Origin of the sequence: Flagellimonas sp. (genome assembly GCF_965233845.1) — a bacterium.
Taxonomy (GTDB): domain Bacteria; phylum Bacteroidota; class Bacteroidia; order Flavobacteriales; family Flavobacteriaceae; genus Flagellimonas.
In genome coordinates this window covers 3,797,816-3,817,525 of sequence record NZ_OZ247584.1, presented here as the reverse complement: position 1 = coordinate 3,817,525, position 19,710 = coordinate 3,797,816, and the positions used below count along the sequence as shown (strand labels likewise).

At 42.6% G+C, this 19,710-nt stretch carries 22 protein-coding genes; 9 read left to right on the top strand and 13 right to left on the bottom strand.

The genetic code is table 11. The features are described 5' to 3' along the window. Window positions 1-3: 3 nt before the first annotated feature. The 10 genes from ACO6S0_RS16990 to ACO6S0_RS16945 form a co-directional block, all read right to left on the bottom strand. Window positions 4-354 (bottom strand): hypothetical protein, encoded by a 351-nt coding sequence (locus tag ACO6S0_RS16990; protein WP_422349499.1) that lies wholly within the window; start codon window positions 352-354, stop codon window positions 4-6. A gap of 77 nt (window positions 355-431) precedes the next feature. Further along, window positions 432-1,499 (bottom strand): helix-turn-helix domain-containing protein, encoded by a 1,068-nt coding sequence (locus ACO6S0_RS16985; RefSeq protein ID WP_422349498.1) that lies wholly within the window; start codon window positions 1,497-1,499, stop codon window positions 432-434. Between the two features lie 78 nt (window positions 1,500-1,577). Beyond that, a complete protein-coding gene (locus tag ACO6S0_RS16980) occupies window positions 1,578-2,639 on the bottom strand; it encodes an NAD(P)H-dependent flavin oxidoreductase (RefSeq protein WP_422349497.1) in 1,062 nt (353 codons plus the stop codon). Further along, a complete protein-coding gene (locus ACO6S0_RS16975; RefSeq protein ID WP_422349496.1) occupies window positions 2,629-2,997 on the bottom strand; it encodes a nuclear transport factor 2 family protein in 369 nt (122 codons plus the stop codon). Before ACO6S0_RS16975 ends, ACO6S0_RS16980 begins: the two co-directional genes overlap by 11 nt. Before the next feature lie 11 nt (window positions 2,998-3,008). Then, window positions 3,009-3,752 (bottom strand): SDR family NAD(P)-dependent oxidoreductase, encoded by a 744-nt coding sequence (locus ACO6S0_RS16970; protein WP_422349495.1) that lies wholly within the window; start codon window positions 3,750-3,752, stop codon window positions 3,009-3,011. Window position 3,753: 1 nt separating this feature from the next. Beyond that, window positions 3,754-3,954 carry a tautomerase family protein gene (locus tag ACO6S0_RS16965; RefSeq protein WP_422349494.1) on the bottom strand — a complete coding sequence of 67 codons (201 nt, stop codon included), beginning with the start codon at window positions 3,952-3,954 and terminating at the stop codon, window positions 3,754-3,756. Between the two features lie 108 nt (window positions 3,955-4,062). Continuing rightward, a complete protein-coding gene (locus ACO6S0_RS16960) occupies window positions 4,063-4,620 on the bottom strand; it encodes a Crp/Fnr family transcriptional regulator (protein ID WP_422349493.1) in 558 nt (185 codons plus the stop codon). Window positions 4,621-4,631: 11 nt separating this feature from the next. After that, window positions 4,632-5,306, bottom strand: coding sequence for a 16S rRNA (cytidine(1402)-2'-O)-methyltransferase (gene rsmI, locus ACO6S0_RS16955; RefSeq protein ID WP_422349492.1), 675 nt, complete (start codon window positions 5,304-5,306; stop codon window positions 4,632-4,634). Between the two features lie 9 nt (window positions 5,307-5,315). Further along, complete coding sequence (locus tag ACO6S0_RS16950; RefSeq protein WP_422349491.1) at window positions 5,316-5,672, bottom strand: DoxX family protein; 357 nt, start codon at window positions 5,670-5,672, stop codon at window positions 5,316-5,318. A gap of 60 nt (window positions 5,673-5,732) precedes the next feature. Continuing rightward, the gene (locus ACO6S0_RS16945) at window positions 5,733-6,407 is read right to left on the bottom strand and encodes a hypothetical protein (protein WP_422349490.1); all 675 of its coding nucleotides are present in this window, start codon (window positions 6,405-6,407) and stop codon (window positions 5,733-5,735) included. Between the two features lie 157 nt (window positions 6,408-6,564). Here ACO6S0_RS16945 and ACO6S0_RS16940 point away from each other — a divergent pair, with 157 nt between their 5' ends. The 7 genes from ACO6S0_RS16940 (at window position 6,565) to arfB (ending at window position 13,652) form a co-directional block, all read left to right on the top strand. Continuing rightward, window positions 6,565-7,209 carry a thymidine kinase gene (locus ACO6S0_RS16940; RefSeq protein WP_422349489.1) on the top strand — a complete coding sequence of 215 codons (645 nt, stop codon included), beginning with the start codon at window positions 6,565-6,567 and terminating at the stop codon, window positions 7,207-7,209. Next, the gene (gene alr, locus ACO6S0_RS16935; protein WP_422349488.1) at window positions 7,202-8,308 is read left to right on the top strand and encodes an alanine racemase; all 1,107 of its coding nucleotides are present in this window, start codon (window positions 7,202-7,204) and stop codon (window positions 8,306-8,308) included. Before ACO6S0_RS16940 ends, alr begins: the two co-directional genes overlap by 8 nt. A 78-nt stretch (window positions 8,309-8,386) precedes the next feature. Then, complete coding sequence (gene mscL / locus ACO6S0_RS16930; protein WP_422349487.1) at window positions 8,387-8,788, top strand: large-conductance mechanosensitive channel protein MscL; 402 nt, start codon at window positions 8,387-8,389, stop codon at window positions 8,786-8,788. Between the two features lie 186 nt (window positions 8,789-8,974). Beyond that, window positions 8,975-9,988, top strand: a complete 1,014-nt coding sequence (locus tag ACO6S0_RS16925; RefSeq protein WP_422349486.1) for an aspartate-semialdehyde dehydrogenase — start codon at window positions 8,975-8,977, stop codon at window positions 9,986-9,988. A 73-nt stretch (window positions 9,989-10,061) separates the two neighbouring features. Further along, window positions 10,062-12,215 (top strand): prolyl oligopeptidase family serine peptidase, encoded by a 2,154-nt coding sequence (locus ACO6S0_RS16920; protein WP_422349485.1) that lies wholly within the window; start codon window positions 10,062-10,064, stop codon window positions 12,213-12,215. Window positions 12,216-12,274: 59 nt separating this feature from the next. Further along, complete coding sequence (locus ACO6S0_RS16915) at window positions 12,275-13,285, top strand: sulfate/molybdate ABC transporter ATP-binding protein (RefSeq protein WP_422349484.1); 1,011 nt, start codon at window positions 12,275-12,277, stop codon at window positions 13,283-13,285. After that, the gene (gene arfB / locus ACO6S0_RS16910; RefSeq protein WP_422349483.1) at window positions 13,248-13,652 is read left to right on the top strand and encodes an alternative ribosome rescue aminoacyl-tRNA hydrolase ArfB; all 405 of its coding nucleotides are present in this window, start codon (window positions 13,248-13,250) and stop codon (window positions 13,650-13,652) included. The genes ACO6S0_RS16915 and arfB overlap by 38 nt, the downstream gene beginning before the upstream one ends. Before the next feature lie 15 nt (window positions 13,653-13,667). Here arfB and ACO6S0_RS16905 read toward each other — a convergent pair whose 3' ends face one another. Genes ACO6S0_RS16905 through ACO6S0_RS16895 form a run of 3 tightly spaced genes read right to left on the bottom strand, consistent with a single transcriptional unit; the run spans window position 13,668 to window position 16,842 of the window. Beyond that, the gene (locus ACO6S0_RS16905) at window positions 13,668-14,120 is read right to left on the bottom strand and encodes a 3-oxoacyl-ACP synthase (protein ID WP_422349482.1); all 453 of its coding nucleotides are present in this window, start codon (window positions 14,118-14,120) and stop codon (window positions 13,668-13,670) included. Window positions 14,121-14,128: 8 nt separating this feature from the next. Then, entirely contained in the window at window positions 14,129-15,478 is a 1,350-nt protein-coding gene (locus ACO6S0_RS16900) for a sensor histidine kinase (protein ID WP_422349481.1), read from the bottom strand. Beyond that, complete coding sequence (locus ACO6S0_RS16895) at window positions 15,478-16,842, bottom strand: sigma-54-dependent transcriptional regulator (protein ID WP_422349480.1); 1,365 nt, start codon at window positions 16,840-16,842, stop codon at window positions 15,478-15,480. Before ACO6S0_RS16895 ends, ACO6S0_RS16900 begins: the two co-directional genes overlap by 1 nt. Before the next feature lie 204 nt (window positions 16,843-17,046). Between ACO6S0_RS16895 and ACO6S0_RS16890 the strand changes: the two genes are divergently transcribed. Together ACO6S0_RS16890 and ACO6S0_RS16885 are read left to right on the top strand one after the other, a co-directional pair. Then, window positions 17,047-18,387, top strand: a complete 1,341-nt coding sequence (locus ACO6S0_RS16890; protein WP_422349479.1) for a TolC family protein — start codon at window positions 17,047-17,049, stop codon at window positions 18,385-18,387. An 8-nt stretch (window positions 18,388-18,395) separates the two neighbouring features. Further along, a complete protein-coding gene (locus ACO6S0_RS16885) occupies window positions 18,396-19,646 on the top strand; it encodes an efflux RND transporter periplasmic adaptor subunit (protein ID WP_422349478.1) in 1,251 nt (416 codons plus the stop codon). The last annotated feature ends 64 nt before the right edge of the window (window positions 19,647-19,710 follow it).

The window sequence follows — 19,710 nt, the reverse complement described above, 5'->3', positions numbered from 1 at the left end:
GGATTAAGCGTTAAAGTATTCTTCCTCGATCACTTGACCCTCATCATTCCAAATTCTTCGAATGATTTCGTGCCAGTAAATAGAACTGTCGTCCTTCATCAAAAAGTCAAAAGTAAATTCTGATGCCGTAACGTTTCCGTCAACAATGGTCCTGTGGTGCTTTATGCCATTTACCTTGGCAATGGCGTCCGCAAAACCCTTCATCTTTTCCACCATTTGCGCTTTGCCGGAGGTGGTCACCTGGTTGTAGTCCGAAGTATTTGCATCGTCCGCAAAGAACTTCTCTACAGCCTCAACAATTGCACCTTGTGCAACAATGCTGTCCATTTCGGTAGCTAAGGTTTTAATATCCATTTGCTATGTTTTAGTATTAAACAAAATTTTAAGTTGTAATTACATGGCAAATGTCTGGCGATAAACGCCCCTAGCAGCTACAAAAAAGGCGTATTTACTTGTACTTTTTGATTTTTGAATTCGGACGGACTGTGTCCGGTGTGAAGTTTAAAAAAGGTGGAGAAATGGTTGGGCTCCTCAAAGCCCAGTTGCAACGAAACCTCTTTGATGGATTCTCCTTCCACCAACAATCTTTTGGAACTATTTATCAATTCATTACGGATTAATCTGCCCAGGGAATCGTTCATTTTGTCCCTGGTTTTTTTGGAAAGTGCCTTGACCGAAAGGTGCATCTTATCTGCATAGAACCCCAACGATCGCTCCTCTTTGTGGTGTAGTTGTAAAAGATGGGTAAGGTCTTCCACAAAGGGGTCTTTTCTGTGGTAATCAAATTGTTCCCTAAAATCCGAAGGACTTTGCCCTGTGCTCTTTTTGAATACCCGATTAAAGTAGGCAGGATCCTTGAATCCCATATCATAAGAGACCTCCTGAATGCTTTTTTCGGTAAAAGCGATATCCTTTTTGCTCTCCGTAAGCCTTTTGTTGGCCAACATGGTTTTTATGGTGATTCCCAGTTTGTCCCTAACCAACGCTTGGGCATTTAACCCATTATCTTGAATTAAGGCCACCAAATCCTTATTGGTCAAATGGTTCTGAAATTCCTGGTCCACCACTTCCTTAATATCAAAAATAACCTGGTATTCATTCTGACTGGCGTTAAAGGGGTTTTGCCAATACCACTGTTTTAGTGATACGTCAATAATGCCTTTGGTGTTTTCTGCAAAAACAGTGCTCGAAAGATATTTTTGACATTCAGCACATTCATCAAAGTTGATATACCCCAGGGAGATGAGGTGTTTGAACAGCACCCTGACCTCCTGGTTTTCAAAAATTTCTTGATTGGGAAATTCTATGGTTCTAACCACAAAGTCCCCAGACAGGAATTTGATGTATTGCCCTTTTTCCAAATAGATGGCCTTGTCCTGCCAATTGTTGTAATTTTTAAAGTCTACCTGAATGCTCCCGGAACCCGATAAAATATGGAAGAGGGTATACTGGTTAATGAAGTATACCTTGTTGATTTCAGGAATTAGTTTTTGGACCATGGTTGGGCGGCTGTTCTGTTTTGGTCGTAAATGGGGTTGTTAACTAACGAAATTGAGCAATTTTCGGCCCTCGCCTGATTACGACACATTAAGCTCATCCACCAAGGAAGTGAACAGCTTACCTGCACTTTTATGTCTAAGAATTTCCGTAGGTTGTCCTGCCCAAAATGCCATTAAATCCATTTTTCCGTTTTCTGCATACTTTTTACGAAGGGGTGCTAAAAAAGAACTCTGTAGGGGATACGGAGCAACTTTGGTATTCACATTATCCGCAACAAAGGGGGATTTAATCACCCGGCCATATCGTCCTGTAAAAACTTTGGTCAATGTGGTTTCATATCCAGTTTTGGAAAACAGCCGATTCTTATGGACGCCGCTGGCACCAGATTCCTCGGTGGCCAAAAACACCGTTCCCAGTTGCACACCGGAGGCACCTAGGGCAAACAAATTTTTGATGTCTTTGGATGTGGTAATCCCACCAGCAGCTATTACTGGGATTTTTACTTTTTCAAGTGTTTTTGGGAGCAAATCTTGGGTTTCCAAAAAGGACGTTGCCTCTGGATTCAGGAACGCAGCCCTATGTCCGCCAGCAGCATTTCCCGTGGCCACTACCAAATCTGCCCCTCTTTCTTCAATATACTGCGCTTCCTCCACCGTTGTTGCCGTACCGATGATTTTGCTTCTCCCTTTTTTGAGCTCCTTGATTACATCGCTATCGGGCATTCCAAAAATGAAGCTGGCCACAGGGGGCTTGGATTGGATAACAGCTTCGATTTGATATTCATAATCAGGCCCACTTGAGGAGATTGTGCCTGGTTCTTCCACGTTTTCAGCCTTAAATAAAGGCAAAAACTGTTTTTTTATCGCTGCAAAATTTTCGGTGGTGAAGGTTTTAATGGGGTCGTTTTTTAGAGGAACCCATAGATTCAAGGCATACGGCTTATCTGTTCGCTTTTTTATTTCGGTGTTGACCTCCAAAATCTCTTCAGGCTGATAGGCATTCAAACCAAATGAACCCATGCCTCCCAAATTGGACACAGTTGAGACCAGTTTGGCAGTAGAAAATCTACCGCCAAATGGCCCCTGAATTATGGGATATTCAATGTTTAAAAGCTCTGATACTTTGGTCTTATTCCACATGGGCGAACAATTTATTTACAATGGACCATTTTCCATCGGTATAATATAGGGATAGAAAATCGTAATAGTTGTAGCCAAGCATGGGTAAATGTGCCTTTACCATAGCCAATCTGCCCATAACTTCCACACCCACAATTTCCATTTTAAAATCCTCCTTTAGGTCTTTTGGACTTTTCCTTTGCTTCACAGACTCCAAATAGGGGTCCAACTCCTTTTCATAAGGTTGCCCTTTGATGTCCCCATAAAGCATCGCGTTTTTGCTGAAAGAGCTTCTTAAAAGTTCAACATCACCTTGGTAAACTCCCTTGAAATAATCAGATACGACCGCTTCAATTTCCTTGACACTATTTCCAAACATAAACCCTGATTTTAAATGGCGTGCCCCACTGTGTGACCCCCGGCCACATTAATGGTCTCTCCCGTTACAAATTCGGCTTGGGCCAAGTAATAAGCCGTTTCAGCAATTTCATCCGCCTCCCCAATTCGGTTTAACAAATGCAATCCCGCCAAGCTATCTGCATCTTCCACTCCAATTTTACCTTGCAAAGGACTTCTGATGATTCCAGGTGAAATGGTGTTGATTTTGATGTTGTCCTTCCCATATTCCGCAGCCAACTGCCTTGTAAAGGTGTGAATGGCACCCTTACTTGAAACCGCCGCACTAGCTGGGAACCCGGAAATGGCATGGTCTACAAGTACAGTTCCAATGTTGATGATACTGCCACCTTCTTGTTTCAACATTTCTGGAATTACAGCCTGACTGGTAAAGTAAGTCCCTTTAAAGTTGGTGGTCAGGTAGCGATCCAAGTCGCTTTCTTCTACCTCCAAAAATGGCTTCGGATGGAACACGCCTGCGTTATTGATCAGTACGTCCACAGAGCCAAAATTGCTCAAGGCAACCCGAACCAATTCCTGTCCTGTTGTTTTTTGGCCTACATCGCCACTTACGGCAATGGCATTGGAAGGACTTCCCAAATCCTGATATGCCTTTTCCAACCGTGTTGAATTGTTGGCATTCATGATAACGTTGCTTCCTTTTTCAATAAATAGCTTCGCTATGGCATATCCAATGCCCGTGGAAGCTCCCGTTACAATTACTGTTTTTCCTTTCATTTTAGTTGTGCTTTTTTAATTCTCCATATTGTTCTCCCCGCACACCCCAGTTGTTAACATGTACTTCATCTATAACTATATGTGTGGTTTCTGGGTCTTTGTCCAAGACATTGACCAATAGTTCTGTTACTCCCTGAATGAGTTTCCTTTTTTGTGTTGTGGTGACGCCTTCATCGGTCACCTTAATGTTTACGTAAGGCATTTTGTTTGTTTTAAAAACAAGGCAAAGTTGGGAACAACAGATTCTGTATGAAATGAGCTATCTCACTAATTTGAAGTGATGTAGGTCACAAATGGGTGCTAGAAAAGTCTAATAAAGTCGGCTGAGGGTTTCTCTGGATACCCCTAAGTAGGACGCAATCATTTTCTTGGAGACTCTTTGTATGATATTGGGGTATTGGGCGGACATTAATTCGTACCGCTCCTTGGCCGTATTCTTGAGCAATGAAAGTACTCTGTTTTGGGAGGCGATATAGCCGAACTTGGTTTTTTTGGCCCAAAATCGTTCCATTTTATGGGATTCCAAGCTTAATTTTTCTCTGTCTGCTTTAGTGATGTAAAGCAATTCGCAGTCTTCCAGGCAATCGATATAGATTTGGGATTTTAGTTGTTTTTCAAAGGCCTGATAGTCGGTAACCCACCAGTCTTCCAACGCAAATTGAATGATATGTTCTCGTCCGGATTCATCCAATACGTAAGCCCGCAGACAACCTTTTACCACCCAATATTCTCTATCTATCAGTTCCCCTTCTTGAATGAGGTACTGATGTTTGCGTTTTTTTATGGGAGTGAAATGGCTAAGAACATGGTCGAACTCTAAATCTTCCAAGGAAATGACTTCTTCAATATGTCTTCGTAACGGATGCATACTAAAATTTACTAGGGTTTCTTTCCGCCCACAACCACAACCAGTTCTCCCTTCGGGGGTTTGTTAGTGAAGTACTCAAGCACTTCAGTCAAGGTGCCACGAACTGTTTCCTCATACATCTTGGTCAGTTCGCGGGAAACCGAAGCGGGTCTGTCTCCCCCAAAATATTCCACGAAGTGGGTCAAGGTCTTTGCCAGTTTATGTGGGGATTCATAAAACACCATGGTTCTTGATTCTTCCGCCAAGAGTTTCAATCGCGTTTGTCTGCCTTTTTTTACGGGTAGAAACCCTTCAAAAACAAATCGGTCGTTGGGCAAACCACTGTTCACCAAGGCAGGGACAAAGGCCGTTGCCCCGGGTAAACACTCCACCTCAATGCCGTTTTCAACACAAGCACGCGTCAATAAAAAGCCAGGATCGGATATGGCTGGGGTTCCCGCATCTGAAATCAACGCCATTTGGGTACCGCCTTTCAACTTTTGAACCAATGATTTCAACTGCTTATGCTCGTTGTGCATGTGGTGACTCTGCAGAGGAGTGTCAATTTCAAAATGCTTAAGGAGCTTTCCACTGGTCCGGGTATCCTCCGCCAAAATTACGTCTACCTCCTTCAGTACCTTGATGGCCCTGAGCGTGATATCCTCCAAATTCCCAATTGGGGTAGGAACCAAAAATAATTTTCCCATGGGCCAAAGTTAAGGCCTTACTTGCTTTCCTGTGAAATAAGAAGTCAAAACAAAAACAAGAGCCATTGCCGCGCCCCCTTGACTTCCATCACTAATCATATAATGGGCGAAAAAAGCTAGTAGCGTATTGAAGAAAAACCCGGCGTAGGCCCATTCCTTCAACCATTTTGAAAAATTGCCCCAGATGGCCAACAGACCCAATAGCTTTGCTATGGCCAAGGGATAAATAAGATATGTGGGATAGCCCATGGCCTCAAAAAAGCCTTTGATGGCATCATGATTAAAGAAATAATTGTAGACTGAAAAACACATTAGGGCGGTCAACAAACCAGTTGACAACCAAAAGGCAATTTTTTTGAATTTCATAGGAGAATCTTTAGGATTGAAGTCTTCCTAAAAGTAAAAAAAGTAAATGGAAAAAGGATTTTATGCGAACCGGCGTTCAATCAAGGCCATAAACCGGGCTTCATAATCTTCTTTGCCCTCCCAGTTGCTGTATTCCGGCTTCACCATGTTTTCGATAAAGGCAATGGACCGTTCTTCCGTATTGATGGTATTCAATTGGGAAAGTACCCGTTTGTAGTCCTCGATGTTATCATTGAACAAATGCTTTACGAAAGCAAGCTTGTCATTCAAGCCTATTTTTAAATCCCTTACCAAAGCATCATTCAAGGACTTGGCACCGCTAACTTCGTTATCTGGAGCGGATAGGATTTCCTTCTCATTTTTTAGGGTTTCGGGCTTGGCCACAAACTCGGTAAAAACATGTTCCACAGCGGTATCTGATGGCATTTCGGAAACCATGTCCTTAATGGTGTCCATTCCGGGAATGATGATGTCTTCCTCATGGGGATTGGTCTCGGGCACAGCAATATTGCCACTTAAAACGGCATTGGCCATTTTCTCGAACCGCTTTGCAATCACATTTTTGGATACATCCACTTCAACATCGGCCAATTTTTCATCTATAAACTTCAAGACGGCCAATTTTTCGTAGATGTCCTTGGCCTTGTCATATAGTTCTGTAAGCTCTTTATCTTCTCTTGCTGTTATAATGTCCGTGGACAGTTTAATCAACTCCTCCCTTAATTTCCGTATCATCGCCATTATTCTTTACTATAAATTTAGTTGGATTTTGCTTACAAGCTTACGAACAAAAGGTTAAATTTTATTCAAAAGCCTTGGCATATTTTTTTAGTAGTTTTGTGTTTCTTAGAATCAAACGAAAAAACTACCCAATTTCGTTTAAAAGTACGGTATGTTTCTCGAAAATACGGTTAACCCTAAAGAACAGTTTGGATGGATAGAAGTTATCTGTGGTTCCATGTTTTCAGGTAAGACCGAAGAACTTATCCGTCGCTTGAGACGTGCCCAATTTGCCAAGCAAAAAGTAGAGATTTTCAAACCTATAGTGGATACGCGCTATCATGAGGATAGGGTAGTTTCCCACGATTCCAACGAGATACGTTCCACGCCGGTTCCCGCTGCAGCCAACATCCGTTTGTTGGCAGATGACTGTGATGTAGTGGGGATTGACGAAGCACAATTCTTTGACGATGAGATAGTTACAGTATGCAACGATTTGGCCAATAGAGGAGTACGTGTGGTTGTTGCCGGTCTGGACATGGACTTTAAAGGCAATCCTTTTGGACCAATGCCCGCCCTAATGGCAACCGCAGAATACGTGACCAAGGTGCATGCAGTGTGCACAAGAACCGGAAATTTGGCTAACTATAGTTTTAGAAAAACCAATGATGAAAATTTGGTGCTTCTGGGAGAGACTGGAGAGTACGAACCTCTAAGCAGGGCTGCCTTTTATAAGGCCATGTTGAAGGAAAAAGTAAGCCAAATGGAAGTTGAGGCCGAAGAAGTGGATGCCAAAAAGAAAACGGCCAATGGGTAAGATTGGTGAGACCACCCTGGAAATAAATCTGGCTGCGCTGGAGCATAATTTCAAGTATTTAAAGTCAAAGATTGACCCAGAAACCAAGTTTTTGGCCGTAGTAAAGGCATTTGCATACGGTAGCGATATGCTTGCCATTGCCCAAGAAATGGAAAATTTGGGAGTCGATTATTTGGCAGTTGCTTATACCAAGGAAGGGGTTTTACTGCGAGAAGGAGGAATCAAATGTCCCATTTTGGTACTGCACCCGCAACCAGCCAACTTTGAAGAACTCATTCAACATCATCTAGAACCAAGCATTTATTCCCCAAATCTTTTAAGGTCCTTTCTTCAATTTATTGAAGGGAAGCACTCTGCGTATTCTGTTCACCTTAAATTTAATACAGGACTAAATCGGTTGGGGTTCTGGGAAAACGATGTGGACTTTATAGTGGAACAGCTTAAAGATCGAACCGAAATAAAAGTAGTCTCTGTGTTTTCGCATTTGGCCGCCTCGGAGGATCCCAAGGAAAAAGAGTTCAGCCAAAGGCAAATCCAATCGTTCCAAAAAATTTGCGAGCACCTTAACGGTAAACTTGGTTATACCCCTTTTAGACATATGCTCAACACTTCGGGAATCATTAACTATCCCGAAGCTCAGTTTGAGATGGTCAGGAGTGGTATTGGCTTGTATGGTTATGGCAATGAGGATAAAGTGGATAAAAACCTAAAACCTGTTGCTAGTTTAAAGACTGTAATTTCCCAAATTCATAGGATTGAACCCAACGAAAGTGTAGGGTACAATCGGGCATTTAAATCCGAAGGATTTAGAACAACAGCTACCTTGCCTTTAGGGCATGCAGATGGCATTGGCAGGCACTACGGAAACGGCAAGGTCCATGTAATGATCAAGGGCAAAAAAGCACCGATTATTGGCAATGTGTGCATGGACATGATCATGGTGGACGTTTCTGGGATTGATTGCAAAGAGGGAGATGAGGTGTTGGTTTTTGGTCCTAACCGCTCTGCTGAAGCATTTGCCTCCTCTGCCCAAACCATTTCTTATGAAATATTGACGGCCATTTCCCCAAGGGTTAAACGGGTGATAATCAACTCCTAAATCTTGACGCACTAAATTGGCAGAAACCCTCTTTTTTGGTTACATTGTGGCTTAATTAACCTCTTAAACTATAAAATTATGTTGAAAGAATTCAAGGATTTCGCAATGAAAGGAAACCTGGTGGACATCGCCGTAGGTTTCGTTATGGGTGCCGCATTTAACAAAGTAGTGGCCTCCTTTACGGGCGGAATTGTATCACCATTGATCGGCTTGCTGTTCAATGCAGACTTTAAGGATGTAAAATATGTTATAAAGGAAGGAACCATGAACGACGCAGGAGAAAAGGTAGGAGAAGTGGCCGTTCTTTGGGGAGAATTCGTTACCAATGTAATCGACTTTATCATTGTTGCCTTTGTTATGTTTATGATTGTAAAGGGGGTGAACAAGATGAAGAAGAAAGAAGAACCTGCTCCTGAAGCTCCAAAAGGACCAACCACGGAAGAATTGCTGGTTGAGATTCGGGATGCCTTGAAAAAATAGATGAAACGATTTCCCAATAGGGAAGCCGCTATACCACATTTGTAATCCTAAAACCGTCAAGTTGTTTCGCTAACAGCTTGATGGTTGTTTTATTTATAACATTTTGTTATTTATTGCTTAATACTTGTGCAAATGCTTGTTTAGAACCTATTCTGTTCTAAATTTGTTCCTTCAAAATAAGATAAAATGAAAGTAGCGGTTGTTGGAGCCACTGGAATGGTAGGCGAAGTAATGTTGAATGTATTGGCGGAGCGTAATTTCCCCATAACGGAATTGTTGTTGGTGGCCTCTGAACGTTCAGTTGGGAAGAAATTGTTGTATAAAGGCGAAGAACATACGGTAATAGGCCTTGCAGATGCGGTAGCCGCGCAGCCAGAGATTGCGATTTTCTCAGCAGGGGGGAGCACTTCTTTGGAGTGGGCTCCAAAATTTGCCGAAGTGGGCACCACCGTTATTGACAATTCATCTGCATGGCGCATGGATCCAGATAAAAAATTGGTGGTTCCCGAAATCAATGCCGACCAATTGACCCCAGAGGATAAGATTATAGCAAACCCAAATTGCTCCACCATCCAGATGGTTTTGGCTTTAGATCCCTTGCACAAAAAATATCAAATGAAGCGGGTGGTGGTTTCCACCTATCAATCTGTTTCCGGGACCGGGGTAAAAGCGGTTCAACAATTGGAAAACGAAATTGCTGGGGTAGAAGGTGAAATGGCCTATCCCTATCCCATTGGTAAAAATGCCTTGCCCCACTGTGATGTTTTCTTGGAAAATGGCTACACCAAGGAAGAGATGAAACTGGCCCGCGAGCCACAAAAAATTCTGGATGACCGCACCTTTTCAGTATCTGCAACCGCAGTTCGAATCCCAACAGCAGGAGGCCATTCTGAATCTGTGAACGTGGAATTCCATAAGGATTTTGATCTCAATGAGGTTAGACAACTGCTAAGCGACACTCCAGGGATTATCGTACAGGACAATCCAGAAACCAACACCTATCCCATGCCCATTTATGCACATGGCAAGGACGAGGTATTTGTTGGTCGAATCCGTAGGGATGAGACCCAGCGCAATACACTGAACATGTGGATTGTGGCCGATAACCTAAGAAAAGGAGCTGCGACCAATGCCGTGCAGATTGCAGAATATTTGGTGGCGAACAATTTGGTGGCCAATACTTCTGAAGCTGTATCCTAAATTCCAGGCGTTTTGATTTTCCGTTAAGGGAAATGCATATTTGCGTATTTTTATCGGCATCAATCAGATAAAAATGAAAAAATTCAGTCTATTAACTGCTGTAATCGCAATGACGGCCTGTCAAAACACACCCCAAAGAGAACCCATAATCGTGACATATCCCAACACCAAGAAAGTGGACACTGTTGACACCTATTTTGGAACCGAGGTCAAAGACCCTTATCGTTGGCTTGAAGACGATCGAAGTTCGGAAACCGAGGCTTGGGTCAAGGAACAAAATGCCGCAACTTTTGGTTATTTGGATCAGATTCCATTTCGGGAAGATTTAAAAAATCGTTTGGAAAAATTGTGGAACTATGAAAAAGTGGGCTCCCCGTTTAAAGAGGGCGACTATACCTACTTCTACAAAAACAACGGTCTGCAAAACCAATATGTAGTTTACCGTAAAAAAGAGGGAGGGGAAGAAGAGGTTTTTTTGGATCCCAATAAATTTTCTGAGGACGGAACAACCTCTTTAATGTCATTGAATTTTACCAAAGATGGTTCCAAAGCCGCTTATTTGATATCCGAAGGAGGAAGCGATTGGCGAAAAGGGATTGTGATTGACACTGAGAGTAGAGAAATTGTGGAGGACACCTTGGTGGATATCAAATTCAGTGGAATTTCTTGGAAGGGCAACGAGGGGTTCTTTTATTCCAGTTATGACAAACCTGACGGGAGTGAATTATCTGCCAAAACCGACCAGCATAAACTCTACTATCATAAGCTGGGTACCCCCCAATCCGAGGATCCTGTTATTTTTGGCGGCACTTCTGAAGAAAAGCATCGCTATGTGGGAGGAAATGTGTCGGAGGATGGGAAATATCTTTTTATTTCGGCGGCAACATCAACTTCGGGGAACAAGCTGTTCATGAAAGACCTTTCTTCGCTAGAGAATCCATTGGTCACTATTTTGGACGACACCGAATCCGATACGTATGTTATTGATACAGATGGATCCAAACTCTATATGGTGACCAACCGAAACGCCCCAAACAAGAAGATTGTTGTTGCAGATGCATCCAATCCAACACCGGAGCACTGGCAAGATGTAATTCCGGAAACTGAACATGTATTGACCTCAGGTACAGGGGGAGGTTACTTCTTTGCCGAGTATATGGTAGATGCCATATCCAAAGTAATGCAATACGATTATCAAGGGAACTTGGTTCGCGAGGTAAAGCTTCCAGGGGTTGGTAGCGCCAATGGCTTTGGAGGCAAAAAAGAGGATCAAGAGTTCTACTTCTCCTTTACCAACTATAACACCCCAAGCTCGTCCTATAAATACAACGTGGAAACGGGCGCGTACGAGCAGTATTGGAATCCCGATATCGATTTTAATCCGGAGGATTATGAATCCACACAGGTTTTTTACAACTCCAAGGACGGTACAAAGGTACCTATGATCATTACCCATAAAAAAGGTTTGGAGCTCAATGGCAAAAATCCTACGATCCTATATGGTTACGGTGGCTTTAATATTAGCCTTACGCCTTCGTTCAGTATTGCCAACGCCATTTGGATGGAACAAGGTGGAATTTATGCCGTTCCCAATTTAAGGGGAGGGGGAGAATATGGTAAAAAATGGCATATAGCGGGGACCAAACAGCAAAAGCAGAATGTATTTGATGATTTTATTGCCGCAGCTGAATATCTGCTAGAACATCAATATACTTCCAAGGAGTATTTGGCCATCAGGGGCGGTTCCAACGGAGGATTGTTGGTGGGGGCAACCATGACCCAACGCCCAGATTTGATGCAAGTGGCCTTACCAGCGGTTGGGGTTTTGGACATGTTGCGCTATCATACGTTTACAGCAGGTGCCGGATGGGCCTATGACTATGGCACGGCAGAAGAAAGTGAGGAGATGTTCAGGTATTTGAAAAACTATTCCCCCGTGCATAACGTAACGGAGGGAACGGCTTACCCTGCCACCTTGGTCACCACGGGAGATCATGATGACAGAGTGGTGCCAGCACACAGTTTTAAGTTCGCCGCAGTGCTGCAAGAGAAACAAGCTGGAGACAATCCCACCCTGATTCGCATTGAAACCAATGCCGGACATGGCGCAGGTACTCCAGTAAGCAAGATCATTGAACAATACGCTGATATTTTTGGGTTCACCTTGTTCAATATGGGCTTTGACAAGCTTCCCAATCAGGCAGTATTGAAAGAATTTAAGGATTAACCATACAGTAACCTCTTTAAAATCCGTTTCATTAGAGACGGATTTTTATTTTCAACCTTATGCTCAACGTTCAGATTGATGCCTTTTCCTATCAAAATGAAGCCACATTGAAGGATATTTCCTTTCAAGTGGACAAAGGGGAGCATATGGCCTTGATGGGAGAAAGCGGTTCAGGGAAAAGTACATTACTCAAGATTATATATGGGCTTTTGCATATTGAAAATGGGCATGTGCTTTGGGGAGATAAACAGGCTTTGGGACCCAATTATAATCTTGTGCCAGGTGAATCCTATATGAAATATTTGGCTCAGGATTTTGATTTGATGCCATTCACCACTGTTACTGAGAACATTGGCCAACATCTATCGGTTTTTGATCGGGAAAACCATGCGGCACGCATACAAGAACTTTTACTGCTCATTGAACTCGAGGATTGTGCCAAGACCAAGGTCAAAAACCTTAGCGGTGGACAACAACAAAGGGTGGCATTGGCAAGGGTTTTGGCCCAAGAACCGGAGCTTTTATTACTCGACGAACCTTTTGGACATATTGACAATTTTAAACGGAATTCACTCCGAAGAAATCTGTTTGCCTATTTAAAGGAAAAAGGAATCACGGTACTTACCGCCAGTCACGATCCCAACGATGTTTTGCCCTATGCAGACCGGACAATAGTGCTGGAAAATGGAAAAATCATTGCTGACAAAAAAACAAGAAAGCTATACCAAAACCCGCCAAACTATTACACGGCCTCATTGTTTGGGGAGGTCAACGAAGTTCCTATCAGGATGTTAAAATCCTATGCGGCAATTGACAAGTCCGTTTTGATTTACCCCCATGAATTCCAGGTATCCGAAACCTCAGGATTAAAAGTGGTTGTGACCAATTCCTTTTTTAAGGGAAGCCATTACCTTAATGAATGTGAAGAAAGTGAGGGCACCGTTCTGTATTTCAATTCTCCAAAGAAAATAAAACCAGGTAAAGCAGTTTTCCTTAATGTATCTTTGGAAACCATCAATAGCAGACTCCAAGTTGAACAAGGAACAGATTCAGAAAGAACTTCAGTTTAAGGCTGTAAGAAGCAGCGGTGCGGGAGGTCAACATGTGAACAAGGTCTCTTCCAAAGTTGAACTTAGTTTTGACATTTACCAATCCTTGGGTCTTTCAGACCAAGAAAAGGAAAGGCTGTTGTTAAAATTGGATGCCAGATTGACTAAGGAAGGGATTTTAAAATTGCAGTCCGACCAAGCCAGAAGCCAACATCAGAACAAGAACCTGGTCGTGATACGCTTTTATGACTTGTTGCAAAGTGGGCTTAAGAAAACCAAAAAACGGAAGGCCACAAGACCAACCAAATCCTCAGTGGAAAAAAGGCTACAATCCAAAAAAATAGCCGCGAACAAAAAGACCAACCGGAAGCCTCCAGAGTTGGACTAGGATAAAACAGTAATCCTAGATCAACTCTAGGATTTTATGGCTCTTTCCATTAAACATAAAGGTGTCACCAACTTCTTTGCCCAACAACAATTTTGCGATGGGCGTGCTTGGCGAAATACAAAAGATAGGGCTTCCGTTTTTGGGTCTAAAAGCTCCCGCAGAAATGGCTATGAAGTAACGAGCAGTTGAGGTTTGTACCAGATTACCCAATCCTATTTTTTGGGTTGATGCGCCTATGTCCACTAGTTTTAAGACTTGGGTCATTTTTTCAATTTCCTGTAGCTGCTGTCCCAACTTTTCCTGTTCCAGTTGCACCATGGCCCGTCCTGTTTCATGCTTGTCTCCAGCACTGCTCTTGGTTTCTGAATTTAAGGACTCCTGTAATGAGGCACCTCTTTTTTTGAGCACTTCCTGTTTTTGGCGTACATAGTCTTGGCAGAAATGCAATAAGGATTCTTTGATTTCCATAGTTGCTTTTAGGCAAAAGTTAATTTGAAAACCGTCTCTTGATGGGGAATGGAATGCACTTTTAAACTTCCACCGTGCAGTTGCACTACCCTTCTGGAAAGGCTTAGACCAATACCGGTACCCTCCGTTTTGGTGGTAAAAAAGGGCACAAAAATCTCATCAATAAGCTCAGTAGGGATTCCGGGCCCATTGTCCACCACTTGAATAAATTTGTTGCCATCACCATCTTCCCCAGCCAGCAAACGCACCTTTCCATTGTCTGTTTCTTTTACAGACTGAAGTGCATTTTTGCTCAAATTAATGAGTACCTGTGAGATTTGCTTTTCATCAATAAAGAACTCCAAATTCTCCGGATTACAGCTAACCTGAAAGTCGGTTTCTTGTTCCAGTTTGGGGGACATAAGCACCTGGATTTTCTCCAGGAGCTTACTTCCTTTAACGATGGCTTTGTTGGGTTCGGGTACATTGAGCATGCTCCTATAGGACTGCACAAAATCCATAAGATTGCTGCCTTGTTCCTTAATGACCTCCAATCCTTTTAAGGTGTTCTTGATCTGGGTTTGATCCAAATCTTCCAAGGCCACTTGCTTACCCTGTTTTCGATAGTACTTGATGATAGAGTCTGAAATAGAGGCAATGGGGGTAATGGTGTTCATGATCTCATGGGTGAGCACCCGGATTAACCGCACCCAGGATTCGGTTTCCTTTTCATCCAACTCTTCATGAATATCTTGCACCACAACCAACAATAAAGATTGACCATCCAGCTCCAAAGGAGTCGACTTTAGCGCCAGTTGATTTTGTTCCCGTTCATTGGTCAACTGGAACAAACGCCTTTCAAAAGGCTTGAACGATTTAAAAACTTCATATAACCCTTCATCAACTTGGGCCAATTGTTTAATATGGTTTAAAGGAGAGTAGTTCAGCAGTTTTTCCAAGGTGGGATTGGAAAAAAGGATATGCCCCTTTTCATTAAAGGTCATGATGCCTATACTTGCCTGCTTTAGAATCTCTTGGTAATACTGCTCTCTGATCTGTAATTGCAAATGCACTTCCTGAATTAGCCCGTTGACCCTATTCAAACTTTGATTGAGCTCTTTGAACGATTTTATAGTAACCTTCTCTGGGAATCGGAGCGTGAAATCCTCATTTCGGATGGCATCAAAAAAATAGGCGATTTTACGGTTGGTTCTGTTAATGAACCGAATCAAGGTATGCACTTGGGCAATCATTAAAATTACGGTTAAACCCAAAGTAAAATACCAGCGATTAACAATGGACCAGGCCAAGAGCAAGGCGGTTAGCGCAATTAAAATTACGCTAAAGATGAGTTGCAAATAAAAATTCCGACTGGCCATTACCTATTCTTTTTTTTCATTTTGTTGTACAGGGTCTGCCTGGAAATTCCCAGCTGATCTGCAGCAGCACTATAGTTTCCATCGTGCTGTTCCAAGGCTTTGGAAATCATTTGTTGCTCCATTTCATCCAAAGTGGCCGGGCCGGTATCAAAAGATTGTGAGGGTTTGGAGTGCAGCAAAAAGTCCGTGGGCTTTAACACATTTCCTTCGGAAAGAATCACGGCCCGTTCCATGGTGTGCTGGAGTTCTCTCACATTGCCGGGCCATGGATATTCCATTAGCTTTTCCTGGGCCAAATTGTTGATTCGCAATCCAGGTTTGTCATATTTGCTGGCGAACTTCTTCAGAAAAAAATCGGCTAAAATCAAAATATCCCCTTCCCGCTCCCTTAAGGGAGGAACCTCTATATTGATGGTGTTGATCCTATAAAGTAAATCTTCCCTGAATAATCCGTCTGCAACCATCTGTGGCAAATTGCAATTGGTAGCACAAATGAGACGTATGTCAACATCAATGGGTTTGTTGGAACCTACCCTAACCACAGATTTGTTTTGTATGGCTGACAATAATTTGGCTTGCATTTGTAGGGAGAGGTTTCCCATTTCATCCAAGAACAAGGTACCTTGATGGGCGGCTTCAAATTTACCGGCGCGGTCATCCTTGGCATCGGTAAATGCACCCTTCATATGTCCAAACAGCTCACTTTCAAACAGGTTTTCTGCAATAGAGCCCATGTCAACCCCAATGAAAAGTTCATCTTTTCTTATGGACAGTCGATGTAATTCCCGGGCAATGAGTTCTTTTCCTGTGCCATTTTCACCGGTAATCAAAACATTGACATCAGTCTTGGCCACCTTTCGGACCAAGTTTAACACAGAAGTCAACGCTTGGGAATTTCCAATAATGAAATTCTTGTCCTCATTAATGACCTGTTTTAGCTCATTTTCCTTTTTCTTGAGCTGATGAATTTCTTGTTTGGATTTTCTGAGCTCAAATGCAGATTTAACCGTGGTCAACAAACGCTCATTGTTCCAAGGTTTCAGAACAAAATCTGATGCGCCTTGCTTCAAGGCCTTAACGGCAAGATCCACCGCTCCGTAGGCAGTCATCATAATTACAGAGGTATGGGGGGATTTTTTCTTGATTTCATTCAACCAGTACAACCCCTCATTACCCGTATTGACCCCAGCCGAAAAATTCATGTCCAAGAGCACAATGTCTATTTGATCCATGTGGGCAAAAGAGGAAATTTGGTTGGGGTTGAAAAGTGTTTCCACACTTTTATACTCGAATTGCAATAGAATTTCGAGTGCACTCAACACGCTCTTGTTGTCGTCTATCACTAAGATTTTGGCATCCGTCATGGAATATTTATTTCGACTTTGGATCTAAAACTACAAATTGACCCACATAGTTTTGGGAAAGTGTAAAATAATTTGACATTTTTTGTATAAATATTTTACACATTAGCAGTACGATGAATAAAGGCAATTTTATAATAAACTGAAAGTCATCATGTTATGTATTTGGCACAGGAATAGTAATAAGTTTGGCACAGTAAATAAAAAATGACTTTAAAACATCATATTTTCTTCTTAGCCTTGCTGATTTCAACAGCCGCCGTGAGTCAAAAAACGTGGTCGTTGGATGATTGTGTGGCATATGCCATTGCCCATAACCTTCAAGTGAAGAACACTTCCTATACTGAGGATTCCAATCAGGAAAGTTACAGACAATCGGTACGGAATCTGTTGCCCAGTGTCACCGGTTACTCGGATTATAGAATACAGTTTGGTAGGTCTGAAGACCCGAACACCAACGATTTTGTCAACACCGAGTTTTTTAGAAACAATTATTCGCTCGGAGCCAATTTGGATGTTTTCCGAGGGTTTCAAAAAATCAATGCAATCAAAGCCTCCAAGTTTATTTATAAGGCGGCCCAGGAAGATGTGACCCAGCAAAAGTTTTTGTTGGCCTTTAGGGTAATGAGCGCTTTTTATGACATCAAATTTTTTGAAGGCCTTGTGGCCAATTCCTTGGAGCAACAGAAAATTTCCCAATCCAATTACGATTTGGTTCAAAAGCAAGTGGAGTTGGGGATGATGGCCGGAGCTGATCTCTACGAAGCCGAATCCAATTTACTGGGGGATAAATTACTAGTGACACAAAACCAGAATTTGTTGGCCAATGCCAAACTGGTGCTTTTTCAGGAAATGAACTATACGGAAAATGAGGAAATCACATTGCAAACTGCTATCGAATCGGTTGGAGATGCCAACACCGAAGATGTATCATTGGATTCACTTTACCAAACGGCTAGAGGATTTGTTCCCTTGGTAAAATCTCAGGAATTCAGACTTAAAGCTGCCAAAAAACAATTGCAGGCCACAAGAGGAAACCTGTATCCCTCCCTTGCATTCATTGCGGGAATTGGGACCAGTTATTTTGAGACCAATGTGGACGCTGATGGCAACCTTATTCCCTTTAGAACACAGATCAAGGACAATACCTCCAAGTTTATAGGAGCGGAACTCAACATACCCATAAGCTTGGGTTGGTCCAATCGCTCTCAAGTAAAGCAACAGAAGATTGCGTATTTGCAGGCCAAGAACAATTTGGAAATTCAGGAACAAGAGCTGTTTCAGCTGCTACAACAATTGGTTCAGACGCAAAGAGCGTTGGTGGCAGAATATGAGCAGAGCAATAAAAGGGTGCAGGCCCAGGAGCTTGCCTTTACCATAGCCCAAAAAAGATATGAGAAGGGGCTGATCAATGCGTTGGATCTGTTCCAGGCCAAGAATTTATATGGGGTAGCACAAAATGAGAACTTACAGGTAGGACTGCGTTTGAAAATAAACAAGAGCACGATAGATTTCTATAATGGACTACCAATTTTTAATATCAACTAAGAAGTAAAATGGATATACAACTCGAAAAAAAGAAAGGACTGCGTCCAAAACACTATGGCTACATCGCCTTGGGGCTATTGCTATTATTTGTGGGATGGAAGTTGCTTTTCTCCACTTCGGTATCAACTTATAGAACCCAAAAGGAACGACTTTCCATTGCTCAGGTCAGTGAAGGTAAGTTTGACGACTTTATTACCATCAATGGCAATGTGGCGCCCATAGCTACCATTTACATGGATGCCTACGAAGGAGGGCGTGTTGCTGAAAAACTGATTGAGGAAGGAACCATGGTGAAGAAAGGGGACATTATTCTGAAGTTGGAGAATATTGGGCTTTATGAACAGATTCTTGCCAGTGAAAGCAACCTGGCCCTAAAGCAGAACGACCTTCGTTCCACCAAACTCACCTTTGATTCAAGACAGGTGGAGGGGAGACGAAATTTGGCCACTGCGGAATACGACCTTCAGCGACTGAAACGAAATTATGAGCAGAATGAAGCGCTCTATCAAGATGAATTGGTTTCGAAAGAAGCGTATTTGTTGTCCAAAGAAAATTATGAGCTCTCCAAAAGACAATTTGATATTGTTAAGCTACAAACCGAGCAAGATGATGAATTGCGCAAAACCTCTTTGACCAGCTTGGATGCGGACTTGCAGCGTATGCGACAAACCTTGTCCATGGTTTATGAACGCTTGGATCATTTAAACGTGCGTGCTCCCGCAGATGGGCAGTTGGGTTTTCTGGATGCCGAAATTGGGCAGAACATTACACAAGGGCAGCGTATTGGGCAAATCAATGTTTTGACAGATTTCAAGATTGAAGCTGAAATTGACGAACATTATATTGATCGGGTGAAGCGGGAATTGTCCGCCACCTTGGAACGAAATGGAAACGAATATGGGCTTAGAGTTCGCAAAGTTTATCCAGAGGTGAGAAACGGAAGGTTCCAGGTGGACTTGGTCTTCACAGGAGAAAAGCCAGAAACCATAAGAACGGGGCAAAGCTATAATATCCGATTGCAGTTGGGAGCATCCAATGAGGCCTTGCTTTTGCCCAAAGGCGGATTTTTCCAGAGTACTGGAGGACAGTGGGTCTTTGTGGTCAATGAAAATGAAAACGAAGCCTTAAAGCGTAATATCAGAATAGGAAAACAAAACTCGAGATATTTTGAAGTGCTGGAAGGACTGCAGCCGGGGGAACGGGTCATCACCTCCAACTATGACAGTTTTGGAACCGCGGAAAGAATTGTATTAAAATAAAGTTGAAGTGTCACATCAAGCTAAAGCGAGGTGTCTTTACATACAGAAGTCAAATCAGATAACA

What these genes read in the sequence shown, in the direction of transcription:
- ACO6S0_RS16970 (WP_422349495.1), bottom strand. Translation starts at nt 3,752, where the DNA reads ATGAAAGGAAAAACAGTAATTGTAACGGGAGCTTCCACGGGCATTGGA.
- ACO6S0_RS16890 (WP_422349479.1), top strand. Translation starts at nt 17,047, where the DNA reads ATGACTTTAAAACATCATATTTTCTTCTTAGCCTTGCTGATTTCAACA.
- ACO6S0_RS16915 (WP_422349484.1), top strand. Translation starts at nt 12,275, where the DNA reads ATGCTCAACGTTCAGATTGATGCCTTTTCCTATCAAAATGAAGCCACA.
- ACO6S0_RS16975 (WP_422349496.1), bottom strand. Translation starts at nt 2,997, where the DNA reads ATGTTTGGAAATAGTGTCAAGGAAATTGAAGCGGTCGTATCTGATTAT.
- ACO6S0_RS16980 (WP_422349497.1), bottom strand. Translation starts at nt 2,639, where the DNA reads ATGTGGAATAAGACCAAAGTATCAGAGCTTTTAAACATTGAATATCCC.
- ACO6S0_RS16885 (WP_422349478.1), top strand. Translation starts at nt 18,396, where the DNA reads ATGGATATACAACTCGAAAAAAAGAAAGGACTGCGTCCAAAACACTAT.
- ACO6S0_RS16960 (WP_422349493.1), bottom strand. Translation starts at nt 4,620, where the DNA reads ATGCATCCGTTACGAAGACATATTGAAGAAGTCATTTCCTTGGAAGAT.
- ACO6S0_RS16925 (WP_422349486.1), top strand. Translation starts at nt 8,975, where the DNA reads ATGAAAGTAGCGGTTGTTGGAGCCACTGGAATGGTAGGCGAAGTAATG.
- mscL (WP_422349487.1), top strand. Translation starts at nt 8,387, where the DNA reads ATGTTGAAAGAATTCAAGGATTTCGCAATGAAAGGAAACCTGGTGGAC.
- ACO6S0_RS16950 (WP_422349491.1), bottom strand. Translation starts at nt 5,672, where the DNA reads ATGAAATTCAAAAAAATTGCCTTTTGGTTGTCAACTGGTTTGTTGACC.
- ACO6S0_RS16900 (WP_422349481.1), bottom strand. Translation starts at nt 15,478, where the DNA reads ATGGCCAGTCGGAATTTTTATTTGCAACTCATCTTTAGCGTAATTTTA.
- ACO6S0_RS16990 (WP_422349499.1), bottom strand. Translation starts at nt 354, where the DNA reads ATGGATATTAAAACCTTAGCTACCGAAATGGACAGCATTGTTGCACAA.
- ACO6S0_RS16965 (WP_422349494.1), bottom strand. Translation starts at nt 3,954, where the DNA reads ATGCCTTACGTAAACATTAAGGTGACCGATGAAGGCGTCACCACAACA.
- rsmI (WP_422349492.1), bottom strand. Translation starts at nt 5,306, where the DNA reads ATGGGAAAATTATTTTTGGTTCCTACCCCAATTGGGAATTTGGAGGAT.
- ACO6S0_RS16905 (WP_422349482.1), bottom strand. Translation starts at nt 14,120, where the DNA reads ATGGAAATCAAAGAATCCTTATTGCATTTCTGCCAAGACTATGTACGC.
- alr (WP_422349488.1), top strand. Translation starts at nt 7,202, where the DNA reads ATGGGTAAGATTGGTGAGACCACCCTGGAAATAAATCTGGCTGCGCTG.
- ACO6S0_RS16940 (WP_422349489.1), top strand. Translation starts at nt 6,565, where the DNA reads ATGTTTCTCGAAAATACGGTTAACCCTAAAGAACAGTTTGGATGGATA.
- ACO6S0_RS16895 (WP_422349480.1), bottom strand. Translation starts at nt 16,842, where the DNA reads ATGACGGATGCCAAAATCTTAGTGATAGACGACAACAAGAGCGTGTTG.
- ACO6S0_RS16920 (WP_422349485.1), top strand. Translation starts at nt 10,062, where the DNA reads ATGAAAAAATTCAGTCTATTAACTGCTGTAATCGCAATGACGGCCTGT.
- ACO6S0_RS16945 (WP_422349490.1), bottom strand. Translation starts at nt 6,407, where the DNA reads ATGATACGGAAATTAAGGGAGGAGTTGATTAAACTGTCCACGGACATT.
- ACO6S0_RS16985 (WP_422349498.1), bottom strand. Translation starts at nt 1,499, where the DNA reads ATGGTCCAAAAACTAATTCCTGAAATCAACAAGGTATACTTCATTAAC.